The organism is Cyanobium sp. BA20m-14 (assembly GCF_024346295.1).
Map to the genome: position 1 here is coordinate 1 of NZ_JAGQCR010000083.1, position 11,917 is coordinate 11,917.

The window sequence follows — 11,917 nt, forward strand, 5'->3', positions numbered from 1 at the left end:
TACGACTGGCGCACCAAAAAACCGACGATCTTCCGAGCCTCCGAGCAATGGTTTGCCTCAGTGGAGGGCTTCCGCGCCGCCGCTCTTGGCGCCATCGCCGAGGTGGATTGGCTGCCTGCCAGCGGCCGCAACCGAATTGAAGCGATGGTGAGCGATCGGGGCGACTGGTGCATCAGCCGCCAGCGCACCTGGGGCGTGCCGATCCCCGTCTTTTATCACCGCGAAACGGGTGAGGTGCTGCTCAACGAAGCCACCCTGGGCCACATCCAGGCCCTGATCGCCGAGCACGGTGCGGATGTGTGGTGGCAGCGCGATGAGGCAGGCCTGCTGCCTGAGGCCTACGCCGCCGAAGCCAGCAACTGGCGCAAGGGCAGCGACACCATGGACGTGTGGTTTGACTCAGGCTCCTCCTGGGCTGGCGTGCTCCAAGAGCGCGGCCTGCACTACCCCGCCGATCTCTACCTAGAAGGCAGCGATCAGCACCGCGGCTGGTTCCAGAGCAGCTTGCTCACCTCAGTGGCCGTGAATGGCCACGCCCCCTACAAGCGGGTGCTCACCCACGGCTTCACCCTCGATGAGAAGGGCCGCAAGATGAGCAAATCGCTGGGCAACGTCGTCGATCCGGCGGTGCTGGTGGAGGGCGGCAAGAACGAAAAGCAAGAGCCTGCCTACGGCGCCGATGTGCTGCGGCTTTGGGTGAGCTCGGTGGATTACTCGGCCGACGTGCCGCTGGGGCCTGGGATCGTCAAGCAGCTGGCGGATGTGTACCGCAAGGTGCGCAACACGGCCCGCTACCTACTGGGCAACCTGCACGACTTCGATCCGCGCCCCCAGGCTGAAGGCGGCGATGCCGTGCCCTACGACCAGCTGCCCCTGCTGGATCAGTGGATGCTGCAGCGCACCGCCGCCCTGATCGACAGCGTGACTGGAGACTTCGAGCGCTATGAGTTTTACCGCTTCTTCCAAGCCCTGCAGAACTTCTGCGTGGTGGACCTGTCCAACGTCTACCTCGACATCGCCAAGGACCGCCTCTACGTGAGCGGAGCCGATGAGTTCCGCCGCCGCAGCTGCCAAACGGTGCTGAGCCTGGTGCTGGAGCGTCTCGCGGGGCTGATCGCATCGGTGCTCTGCCATATGGCCGAGGACATCTGGCAAAACCTGCCCTACCCGGTAGCCGAAACCTCGGTGTTCGAACGGGGCTGGCCCACGGCCCCCGATGGCTGGCGCCAAGCGCAACTGGAGGCGCCGATGGAGCGAATCCTGGAGTTGCGATCTTTGGTGAATCGCCAACTGGAGAGCTGCCGCTCCAGTGGCCAACTGGGTGCTTCGCTTGAAGCCCAGGTGCAGCTGGAGCTGGAAGCAGGCAGCACCAACACGGCGGAGGCCCTGCGCTGGCTGGCCAGCTCAAGCCACCCCAGCGTCGACAACCTGGCCGACTGGCTGCTGGTGTCGGGCCTCAAGGAAGGCGGCGTAGCGCCTGCCGAGCTGCTGGCCGAAGCCAGCGAAAACGGCATCACAGTTCGCATTGCCAAGGCAGAAGGTCAAAAATGCGAGCGCTGCTGGCATTACGAAAGCGACATCGGCCAGCACAGCGCCCATCCCAGCCTCTGCGGTCGCTGCGTGGCGGTGCTGTCCTGAACGCCAAGGCACTGATTGAGCGGCTGGAACTCCAGCCCCATCCGGAGGGTGGCCACTACCGCGAGACCTACCGGTCAAGTGAGGTGGTGGAAACGCCGCGGGGACCCAGGGCCGCCAGCACGGCGATCTTGTACTTACTGGCCGCAGGCGAGTGGTCCAGATGGCATCGGATCTGCTCCGATGAGGCCTGGCACCACCATGGCGGCGACGGGCTCCTGATCTATCAACTCCACCCGGATGGCCAGGCTTGCGTCAGCAGGCTTGGGCTTGATCTAAGCGCCGGAGAACGGCCCCAGGTTGTAGTGCCTGCTGGCAGCTGGTTCGCAGCTGAACCCGTAACTGGAAACACCACATGGAGCCTGGTGGGCTGCACAGTGGCCCCAGGCTTTGATTTCGTCGATTTCGAACTAGCCAGCCAGACCCAGCTGCAGTGCCACGCCGCCCAGCTGGAATCCTGCTGCAGTGATTGGCGCCGCCTGGTTGGGATGGGCTGATCTGGGGGCTCAATCCCAACCGCCGGATTCAAGGAAAACCTCAGGGGAAACGGGCCCAGCCAACAGCTGTTCCGAGGCCGGATTCAGGGGGGCCTGCAGTAATTCAGCTGTTTCGATCACCGCCCCCTTGGGCAGCAGTGGCTTGTCAGGATCGAAATCGGTGGGGTGGGTGGTGCTGCTCGAAAAACCGCGAAAAATCAGCAGCTCGTAGGGCTCAAGCGGGCCTGCCGCCAACTGAAGCTGGCCCCTGAGCCGCAGCACCCGATCGGGCCGCTCCCGGCTCAATTCTTCCAGCCTGGCGAGCAGGGCCATCGCGGATGCAGCGGAGAGGGTCATGGCCAGAGAGAAGGCGGGGCGGCAGGGGAAGCAATACGGCTGATCCTCAAAAATCGCCAGCGATTCGCCCCTGCTTGGGCAAGCGCACCAGCAGCCATTGCAACAGTCCCACCACATAGGCAACCAAACCCACGTAACCGATGAAGGCGGCCACGGCAGGGGTCCATTCGCCGCCGAAGATGAAGGCAAACAGCCCCTCAACATGCTGGTGCAGGCCGAGGGGCGGCTGAATCCAAGCGGCGCAACGGGACTGGGCCAAGCCTCCGGGGGCCAAACAGCCCAGGGCCGTGGCAGTAAGCAGGGCGCCAAGCACGGCCCACACCGTGAGACTCCAGCGCCAGATGCGCAGGGTCAGGGGCAAGGGACGCCAGGGCGGCAGGTCGGCCAGCTCCTCGTTGAGATCCACCCAGAACCAGACGCTCAGCACCACCAGTAGCTGGGCCAGCAGCAAAACCACAAAGCCGAGGGGCCTCCGGTCGGTGAGCAGCAGGGTTGCAAGCAGCAACAGGCTGGCCACCTTCCAATAAATCCCCAGCAGGCGCACCAAGGATCCCTCCTTGCGTACCGACGCCCAGATCAGGAGCACTAGGGGCAAGCCGACGCTGAACAGCATCGCCAGGCGGACATCGAGCCACACCAAGGAGCGGTACAGAGGTTCTGGTAGGGCGGCGAGCACGCGTGTGGTTCGGTAAGGCGCCATTATCCGCGTCCCCGGCAAGCGATAGGGTCCAAGTCATGGCCGCCTTCTCCCTGCCCAGCTGGCTCTCCCGCACCTTCGGAGCCCGTCCAGCCCAGGCCTGGTGCCGCACCGCCCTGGCCAGCGAAACCTCGCTGCAGGCGTCGGTTGAAGAGATCGCCAGCCAGCTGCGGGGGGCCGGTCCAGCAGATCTGGCCTTGGTCTTCGTCGCAGCCAGCTACGCCAGCGACCTGCCCCGGCTGCTGCCCCTACTTCAGGAGAAACTCCCAGCCAGCCATTGGCTTGGCTGCCTGGGCGGTGGGGTGGTGGGCACCGATGCTGGCGGCACCCCCCATGAGCTGGAGAACAAACCAGCCCTGAGTGTCACCCTGCTGCGCCTACCTGGCGCCGAGCTCCACCCTTTTGCGATTGATACCGACTCCCTTCCCGACCTCGACGGCCCGGCTGATCCCTGGCGCGACCTGCTCGATGCGCCAGCAGCTCCCAGCCCCTCGATGCTGCTGCTGGTGGATCCCAGCTGCTCCCGGATCAACGATCTGATCAGTGGCCTGGATTACGCCTGTCCAGGGGCGGCGAAAATTGGCGGCGTCGCCGGCCCACACAGTGCCGGCCATGGCTCCCTGCTGTTTGGAGATCAGGTGGTTCGCGGTGCCGTCGGCTGCCTCATTGGTGGAGCCTGGCAACTCGATCCGGTGGTGGCCCAGGGCTGCCGGCCGATCGGGCCGGTTTTTGATGTGGAGCAAGTTCAGCGCAACGTGGTGCTGGAGGTGAGCCAGGGCCAGTCCCGCCGCAGCCCTGTAGCAGCGCTTCAGTCGATCCTCACGGATCTGAATCCCGAGGAGCGGGAGCTGGTGAAGCACTCGCTGTTTCTAGGCGTAGGCCGTAGCAACTTCAGCCTCAGCGCCGCAGATCCAGATGGTCCCACCGCTTTTCTGGTGCGCAACCTGCTTGGTGTCGACCCCCGCAACGGAGCCGTAGCCGTGGCTGAACGGATGCGGGTGGGACAACAGGTGCAGTTCCAACTGCGCGATGCCAGCACCTCCAGACTGGAACTGCGCCAGCTGCTGACCAGCCAGCGGGGTCGCAACCCGGAGCCCCTAGCCGCCCTGCTATTTGCCTGCCTAGGCCGTGGCGTTGGGCTCTACGGCAGCGCCGATGGCGACGTGGAACTGTGCCGGGAAGTGTTTGATCAGGTGCCCATCGCCGGATCGTTCTGCAACGGCGAAATCGGCCCGGTCGCCGGTAGCACCCATCTGCACGGCTACACCGCCAGCCTGGCCTTCCTGGTGCCGCGCGGAGAGGGCTGATGGTGCGCCAGCACGTCAATCCACTCAGCCGCTTTTTCCAACTACCCCGGCCCCTGCCGCCGCCAGCTGAGCTTTTCAGTCAGCCGGATCTCCCCCTGCATCTGGACATTGGCTGCGCCCGCGGCCGCTTCCTACTGGCCCTGGCCCAGCACCAGCCCAACTGCAACCATCTAGGTGTTGAAATCCGCCGGCCATTGGTGGATGCCGCCGAAGCCGACCGCCAGGCCCTGGGGCTCGGCAACCTCCACTACCTGTTCTGCAACGCCAACATCAGCTTGCAGGACTGGCTGGTGGCCCTGCCAGCCGGGCTGCTGCAGCGGGTGACCATCCAGTTTCCAGATCCCTGGTTTAAGCAAAAGCATCAAAAGCGGCGGGTGCTGCAGCCCGCCCTCCTGCTGGCCCTGGCCGAGGCGCTGGGGCCTGGCCGTGAGCTGTTTATTCAGAGCGATGTGCTGGCGGTGATCACACCGATGGTGCAGCTGATCGAGGCCAGCGGCGGCTTCGATCGCCCGGCCGCTGATGGGCGCCCCTGGCGTGCCGGCAACCCCCTGGCGGTTCCAACCGAGCGCGAAACCTACGTGCTGAGCCAGGGGTTGCCGGTCTACCGGGTGCTCTACCAACGCAACGACCGCAACCTGGAAGGCCTGACCAACCTGGAAGATCAGCTCGAAGCGGTTGATAATCGGGCCTGAAGCCAGGCTGCACCCCTTGAGCGCCCCCCCAATGCCAATTTTGTTGCGCTGGCAGGGCTGCCTGCAGCGCGCTGACAGTGGTCCCCTGGGGCGGCAGCTAACCCTGATAGCCGGCCTGGTGCTCTGCGCCCTGATGGTTGGCCTGCCCTTGGTAACCCGCAGCGGCCTCAGCCTGCTGGTGCTGGCCAGTGGCCTCCTATGGCTGCTGCTGGCCCTGACCACTACCCCTGGACCGCTGGTGGAGATCGACCGCTGGATTCTGGGGATCCTGGCCATCGCCCTGCTGGCCACAGGTTTCTCACCGGTGCCCCTGGCCGCCGCCAAGGGGCTGGTCAAACTTGTGAGCTATCTGGGCGTCTACGCCCTGATGCGCCAACTGCTGACCCTGGCTCCGGTCTGGTGGGACCGGATCGTGGCTGCGCTGCTGGCTGGAAACCTGGTCACCTGCGTGATCGGCATCCGCCAGCTCTACGGCGACAGCGGCGAACTAGCCCGCTGGGCTGACCCCAACTCCGTGGCCGATGGCACGGTGCGCATCTACAGCACCCTCGAAAACCCCAACCTGCTGGCGGGGTATCTGCTGCCGGTGCTGCCCCTAGCCCTCGTGGCCCTGCTGCGCTGGCCGGGCCGAGCCCGCAAGCTCTTTGCCCTCACTGCCCTGGTGCTGGGCGTCGCCGCCCTAGTGCTCACCTTCAGCCGCGGCGCCTGGATGGGTTTGGTGGCCGAGGCGGCCGTGATCTTGCTGCTGCTGGCCGTGCGCGCCACCCGGGCCTGGCCCTTGCTCTGGCGGCGCCTGTTTCCCCTGCTGCTGCTGCTAGGCGGCGCTGCCCTGCTCGTGGTGCTGGTTACCCAGGTGGAGCCGCTGCGGGTGCGGGTGATGAGCCTGGTGGCCGGCCGGCAAGACAGCTCCAACAACTTCCGCATCAACGTCTGGCTTGCAGCCCTGGATATGGTCCAGGCCCGCCCGTGGCTTGGCATCGGCCCCGGCAACGACGCTTTTAACCAGATCTATCCACTGTTTCAGCAACCCAAGTTCAACGCGCTCAGCGCTTACTCCATCCCCCTGGAGCTGGCAGTAGAAGCCGGCATTCCTGGCCTGCTGGCCGGGATCGGCCTGCTGCTGGCCAGCCTGCGCAGCGCCACCAGCCTCTGGCGCAGTGATAGCTGCTTCAGCCTGCCGGCCCTGGCGGCGATCGCCGTAATTGCTGGGCTCACGGTGCAGGGACTAACCGACACGATCTTTTTCCGGCCGGAGGTGCAACTGAGCGGCTGGTTTTGCATCGCCACCCTGGCGGCCGGAGCTAGCCGCGCCGAAGGTCGTGGCTGAGCCAAGCCTGATTGCCGGCTTCGACGCCGGCCAAACCCACACCAGCTGTCGCCTAAGCGATGCCTGCAGTGGCGAAATGCTGGGTGAAGGCCAGGGGCCTGGGGTGTGCCATCTGGCCGCAGCCGACGGCCCCGCCCGCTTCCGCCAGGCCCTTCAAGTCAGCCTGGCGCAGGCCCGCCTGCACCTGCCGCACACCGGCACGCCCCTGCTAGCCGCCGGCATTGGCGCCAGTGGCATCGAAGTGGGCAGCTCCGTCCAGGAGCTGGGCTGTCAGCTGGCGGCCGCGGCCCTGCAACTACCCCTGGAGCGCGTAGTAGTCACGGGAGATGAGCGCACTGCCCTGCGCGGAGCCATGGGCAACTACCACCAGGGCGGCATCGTTGTGATCAGCGGCACTGGCACCATCGCCGTTGGGCGCAATCCGGCAGGCCAGGAACACCGCTGCTCCGGCTGGGGCTGGCTGCTAGATGGGGCTGGCTCGGCCACGGACATCGGCAGGGATGGCCTAGCCCTCAGCTTGGCGATGGCGGATGGACGGCAGCCCGATTCGCCCCTGCGAGCCCGGATCTGGGCAGGACTGAATGTGAGCACAGGCGACCCCCAGGCCGCTCAGGCCATCAAAGCTTTGGTTGTGGAGCCTGGCTTCGGGGCCGCGGGCTTTGCCCGCCTGGCACCGCTGGTGGCAGTCGCCGCTAGCGAGGGTGATGCTGGCGCCGCCGCCGTTATGGAGCGCTCCGCCCAGGCCCTGGCATTAATGGCAGCCACCATCTGCACAAGGCTGCAGCTAAGTGCCCCGCGAGTGTGGCCCATGGGCGGGGCGCTGGAGCACCTTGCCTTGCTGCGCTGCCGGCTGGAGGCCTGCCTTGAGGAGTGCTGCCCAGGCGCTCAACTGCAGATCCCCGCCGCAGATGCCTGCAGCGGAGCCCTGAGCCTGGCTCGGGAATGCCTGGAAGCTAGGCCGCGTTGAGGTGCTGCTCCGCTGCAGCAGCCAGCTGGCTTGACCAGTGGTCCACCAGCTGCTGATCGGCGGCCTCCACCATCACCCGCAGGAGTGGTTCGGTGCCACTGGCGCGCACCAGCACCCGGCCCTGTCCCTCCATCGCAATCTCCGCCTGCTCCACGGCGAGCCGCAGCGGCTCGCAGGCTTGCCACTGCTGGCGCCGTTGCCGGTCTGGCACCGTCACATTCACCAGGGTCTGGGGGTAGGGCTTGAAACTGCTATCCATCCAGTCGGCCAGTGATTGGCCACTGCGGTGCAACAGCGTGGCCACCTGCAAAGCGGTGAGCAGTCCATCGCCACTCATGCCATGGCGGGCCGACAAAATATGGCCCGACTGCTCGCCACCGAGGCCAGCGCCCATCTGCTCCATCGCCTGGTGAACGTATTGATCACCAACGGTGGTGCGCTCAAGCACCCCTCCCTTGGCCTGCCAGGCACGCTCAAAACCGAGGTTTGACATCACCGTGGCAACGATGCGATTGGCCGGCAACTGGCCCGCATCAAGCAGGGACGATCCCCAGAGATAAAGGATCTGGTCACCATCCACCACCCGGCCCCGGCCATCGACCGCCAGCATCCGATCTGCATCGCCATCGAAGCCAAAACCCATGCTGGCTCCGCTCTCGAGCACCGCGCGCCTGAGCGGCTCAAGGTGGGTGCTGCCGCAGTCCACGTTGATGCGCGCCCCATCCGGCTTGCCGTGCAACACGGTGAGTTCCGCGCCTAAGGCCCGAAACACCGCCTCTCCACAGGCAGAAGCCGAGCCCCAACAGAGGTCCAGCACAATCTTGCAACCTTCTAAGCGCCGACCCATCACGCTCGCCACCAAGGACCGCTGGTAGTCGGCCAGTAAATCGGGGCGGTCGTGCACAACTCCTGTGCCCAAGAAGCCGCCGGAAGCACCTATTGCCGGTCCAGCCCCCACCCCCTGCAGCCCAGCCTCGATCGCCTGCTGCTGGCCGCGGCTCAGCTTGGCGCCGGAGGCCCCAAACACCTTGATGCCGTTGTCTTCAGGGGGGTTGTGGCTGGCGGACACCATCAGACCTCCAGCCGCGCCAAGACGGCGAATGGCGCCAGGAATCGCTGGCGTAGGGCATAGCCCCAGGGTCCATACCTCCCTACCTGCAGCCGTGAGTCCGGCGGTGAGCGCCGCCACCAGCATCGGGCCACTGCTACGGGAGTCCATGCCGATGAGCACCGGCGCCCCTTGGGGCAACACCTGGCCGCACCAGAAGCCAACCTGCAAAGCCAAAGCCGGGCTCACCTGGGTTCCCACCCGGCCACGGATGCCATCGGTCCCGAAACCGGCCACACCACCCCGCAGGGGCAGGCCAACGGGATGGGGAGCCAGGTCGGCCATGGGCAGCAGCAGATGCCTCAGTGATGTCCAGGTTACGTGGGCTGCTGCAAAGCGCTCACCATGGCTGGCCTGGGCCAGGTAGGGGCCTGAGCCCATTCAGCGCCAGCGGCGGGGCCACCAGATCCAGAGCACCAGTTCGCCAATCGTCCAGAGCAGCAGCGCACCAACCACCCAGCCGGGCAGCCAGCTCAATGGCCAAAAAGGGCGCAGCAGCAGCACCAGGCCCGATACCGCCAGCACCCGCAGAGCCCGCAACCGCTGCTCAGCCCCAGGCAAGGTTGAGAGATAGGGGGGTAGGGAGGGCAGGCGCACCAGCTAAGTGGGATTCACACCTCCCCAGAATGCCGAAGCTGCGCCGCTATTGCCCTTGGCTCGCCTCCCCCTGCTGCTGGCCCTCACCTGCTTGGGCAGCGGCGCCGCCTTGGTGGGCGGCAGGGCACTGCTGCCCCTGATTCCCGCGCCAGACCCCAGCACACCCACCCCAACCCTGGAGCGCCTGCGGCGGTTCTCGCCCGATCCGGAACGGCGGCGGGAGGCCAGCTTGCTGCTGCTGCCGCGCCAGGCAAAAGGCGACCTAGCCGGCGAGCGCCGGTTGCTGCGCGGCCAGGGCTGGGGTGGCGATGAGCTAGCCGCCCTGGTGCTCAAACGCGATGCCCTGGCCGCCGAAGCCCTGGGTGATCAGAAAGCCGCCCAGCAACGCTGGCAGCAGCTTGTGAGGCGCTTCCCCCACACGCCCGCCTCAGCCGATGGGCTTTATGCCCTGGGCCGGCAGCAGCCCCAGCTGCGGCAGAAACTACGCAGCCGCTTCGCCGCCCATCCCGCGGCCCTCGCGGCCGCCGTGGAGGCGGGCCCGAGCGACGCAGATCGCCTCCAGGCAGCCCTGCACCTGGCCCGTCACGGTGTGCGCTGGCCCGGTGCGGGGCCACGCTTGCGCCAGGCCTGCCAGAGCAAGACGGCAGCAGCTACCCCTAGCCAGCGGGACCAATTGGCCAGGGGCCTGGCCCAGCTAGGCGACTCGGCCGCTGCCCTGAGCTGCCTCAAGGGCAGTCCGCCGAGCCCAGCAACCCAGCTAGCCCTCAGCCGGGCCCTACTCGGTGGCGGCAGCCAGCAGCAGGCCCAGGCCGAAAGTCTGCTGCTGCAACTGGCCAAATCCGCGCCGCGCTCCAGCCAGGCCAGCGAGGCCGCAGCCCTGCTCAGCGAACAGCCCGGGCCCAGGGCTCTCCAGGCCTTGAAGGGGCTGCCCTCTGCCCTGCAAGCCACGGCCCCGGTGCAGGCGCGGCGGGCAATGGAGAGTGGCGACATCGGCGCGACGCTGGCGGTGCTGCAGCGCTGGCCCAAAGATCCAGCCAGCTGGGAACTGCAGTGGCAGCAAGCCCGTCAGGCCCTGCTCAAGCGCCAATGGGCAACGGCCACAACGCTGCTGAGTGCGCCGATCGGTCGCGAATTGCCGGTGGGGCTGGTGGGACGCCAGCGCTTCTGGCTGGGTTTCAGCCAGAAGCAGCAAGGCGCCACCGCCAAAGCACAACGCACCTGGACTGATCTGACCAAACAGCATCCCGGCGGCTACTACGGCTGGCGGGCGGCGGTGCGCCTAGGCCGCGGCGATCTCAACCTCGATCCCCGCAGCAGCCCGGCCCTTGTGCAACCCCAATGGCACCCCCTGGGCAGCGGCGACTGGCAGATCGACCGGCTCTGGCGCCTGGGCCAACCCCTGGAAGCCTGGGAGCACTGGCGCACGGAGCGGAGTTCCCCCCCCACTAGTCCCCAGGAGCTGATTACGGAAGGCCGGCTACGCCGGGCCGTGGGAGACCACTGGATAGGACTCGGCCAACTCGAGCAAGCCAGCCTGCGCCTACCGGTGAATGCAAACTGCGCCCTGGCCCAACAGCTTGAGCTCGACCTGCAAACCGCCAGCTTCGTGGCAGAGCTCAAGGAGGCTGGCGCAACCGCCGGGGTGCCGGCAGCCCTGCTGGCAGCCGTAGCCAAACAGGAATCGCGCTTCAGCCCGGGGGTGAGCTCCGGCGCCGGTGCCGTCGGCTTGCTGCAACTGATGCCGGCCACCGCCGCCGAACTAGCCGGCACGCCCCTGGCAGCCGATGACCTCACCGACCCAGCCCGCAATGCCCAGTTAGGCGCGCTTTACCTAAAGCAACTGCTGGGCCAGTGGCAGGGCAACCCCGTGCTTATGGCTGCCAGCTACAACGCCGGCCCCGGTGCCACCTCTGGCTGGGTGACACCCCAACTGCAACAAGAACCGGAGCTATGGATAGAGGCCATCCCCTACCCGGAAACCCGGCTGTACGTCAAAAAAGTGCTCGGCAACTTTTGGAACTTCCAAGAGAGGCCGCTGGCTAGCTGCTAGCCACCGCTTGCCAGCCAGCGGCCTACCCATGCCCCTGACAACACGAGCACACCCAGCACCCCTGCCAGGAGCACCGGCGGGGGTGCCACCCGAATCCGAGCTAGATCGAGGCGTGCCAACAACACAGTGGTGCCCAGGATCAGCACATTCGTGAGCACTTTGAGGTGGAGCAGATAGAGGCCACCCACCGTGACGATCAACAGGCTGATCACCAGGCTCATCACCCGACTGGCGGCCATCAAATTGGAAATCCGCTGCAGCAGCAGGTCGGGCATGGTGCACACCACCACCACCAGCAAGGCGTGGAGACAGTCAAGCGACCAGAACAAGCTGGATAACTGCCCCATCCCCGACGCTGCCGCACCCTCGAGCGGCTGGCTCCACTGCAAGCCCTCGTAAACGGATATCACTACCAGCACCAGCAGCATCGGCGCCCGCAAGGGCAGCAACAGCAGACGCAACATCGCCATCACGGGGGAGCCAGCACCAGGGAAATCGCATCCAGAGGGCAACTCGGAATGCACTGTTCGCACACCAAGCAGCGTTGCGCATCGAATTGCAGCTGCCAAGCCGGCTGGGTCAAGCTGAGGGCACCGCTGGGGCAAACGCTCGAGCAGAGGCCGCAGTCGATACAGAGACTGCGGTCTACGGCTATCTGACCCGGCGCCCGGTTGAGCCCAAGTCCCTGACTTTCTAGCCAGGCT

Annotated in this window: 13 protein-coding genes; 7 read left to right on the plus strand and 6 right to left on the minus strand. The window is 66.4% G+C overall.

Annotated elements, in window-relative coordinates:
• A partial coding sequence (locus KBZ07_RS09260) for a class I tRNA ligase family protein (protein ID WP_254931345.1) occupies positions 1–1,638 on the plus strand: 1,638 nt, incomplete at its 5' end.
• A gap of 14 nt (positions 1,639–1,652) precedes the next feature.
• A complete protein-coding gene (locus KBZ07_RS09265) occupies positions 1,653–2,132 on the plus strand; it encodes a cupin domain-containing protein (RefSeq protein ID WP_396123991.1) in 480 nt (159 codons plus the stop codon).
• Positions 2,133–2,141: 9 nt separating this feature from the next.
• Here the strand turns inward: KBZ07_RS09265 and KBZ07_RS09270 are convergent, their stop codons facing one another.
• Both KBZ07_RS09270 and KBZ07_RS09275 read right to left on the minus strand, forming a co-directional pair.
• Positions 2,142–2,468, minus strand: coding sequence for a hypothetical protein (locus tag KBZ07_RS09270; RefSeq protein ID WP_254931347.1), 327 nt, complete (start codon positions 2,466–2,468; stop codon positions 2,142–2,144).
• Between the two features lie 46 nt (positions 2,469–2,514).
• A complete protein-coding gene (locus KBZ07_RS09275) occupies positions 2,515–3,168 on the minus strand; it encodes a DUF3177 family protein (protein WP_254931348.1) in 654 nt (217 codons plus the stop codon).
• Positions 3,169–3,203: 35 nt separating this feature from the next.
• Between KBZ07_RS09275 and KBZ07_RS09280 the strand changes: the two genes are divergently transcribed.
• The 4 genes from KBZ07_RS09280 to KBZ07_RS09295 are packed head-to-tail and all read left to right on the plus strand — an operon-like array spanning position 3,204 to position 7,458.
• Positions 3,204–4,472, plus strand: coding sequence for an FIST N-terminal domain-containing protein (locus KBZ07_RS09280; RefSeq protein WP_254931349.1), 1,269 nt, complete (start codon positions 3,204–3,206; stop codon positions 4,470–4,472).
• 2 nt (positions 4,473–4,474) lie between these two features.
• Entirely contained in the window at positions 4,475–5,164 is a 690-nt protein-coding gene (trmB, locus tag KBZ07_RS09285; RefSeq protein WP_254931353.1) for a tRNA (guanosine(46)-N7)-methyltransferase TrmB, read from the plus strand.
• Between the two features lie 31 nt (positions 5,165–5,195).
• On the plus strand, positions 5,196–6,491 hold the full coding sequence (locus tag KBZ07_RS09290) for an IctB family putative bicarbonate transporter (protein WP_254931354.1): 1,296 nt from the start codon (positions 5,196–5,198) through the stop codon (positions 6,489–6,491).
• Positions 6,484–7,458 (plus strand): BadF/BadG/BcrA/BcrD ATPase family protein, encoded by a 975-nt coding sequence (locus KBZ07_RS09295; protein WP_254931350.1) that lies wholly within the window; start codon positions 6,484–6,486, stop codon positions 7,456–7,458. Before KBZ07_RS09290 ends, KBZ07_RS09295 begins: the two co-directional genes overlap by 8 nt.
• Here the strand turns inward: KBZ07_RS09295 and glmM are convergent.
• Complete coding sequence (gene glmM, locus KBZ07_RS09300; RefSeq protein ID WP_254931355.1) at positions 7,445–8,851, minus strand: phosphoglucosamine mutase; 1,407 nt, start codon at positions 8,849–8,851, stop codon at positions 7,445–7,447. The two genes, KBZ07_RS09295 and glmM, sit on opposite strands and share 14 nt — an antisense overlap.
• Positions 8,852–8,947: 96 nt before the next feature.
• A complete protein-coding gene (locus KBZ07_RS09305) occupies positions 8,948–9,163 on the minus strand; it encodes a hypothetical protein (RefSeq protein ID WP_106632295.1) in 216 nt (71 codons plus the stop codon).
• Between the two features lie 55 nt (positions 9,164–9,218).
• On the opposite strand from KBZ07_RS09305, the gene KBZ07_RS09310 reads away from it, so the two are divergent.
• Positions 9,219–11,213 (plus strand): lytic transglycosylase domain-containing protein, encoded by a 1,995-nt coding sequence (locus KBZ07_RS09310; RefSeq protein ID WP_254931351.1) that lies wholly within the window; start codon positions 9,219–9,221, stop codon positions 11,211–11,213.
• Here the strand turns inward: KBZ07_RS09310 and KBZ07_RS09315 are convergent.
• Together KBZ07_RS09315 and KBZ07_RS09320 are read right to left on the minus strand one after the other, a co-directional pair.
• The gene (locus tag KBZ07_RS09315; protein ID WP_106632293.1) at positions 11,210–11,683 is read right to left on the minus strand and encodes a hypothetical protein; all 474 of its coding nucleotides are present in this window, start codon (positions 11,681–11,683) and stop codon (positions 11,210–11,212) included. The genes KBZ07_RS09310 and KBZ07_RS09315 overlap by 4 nt on opposite strands.
• Positions 11,683–11,917 (minus strand): 4Fe-4S dicluster domain-containing protein (locus KBZ07_RS09320; protein WP_254931352.1); only part of this gene is annotated, 235 nt, incomplete at its 5' end. The genes KBZ07_RS09315 and KBZ07_RS09320, both read right to left, overlap by 1 nt.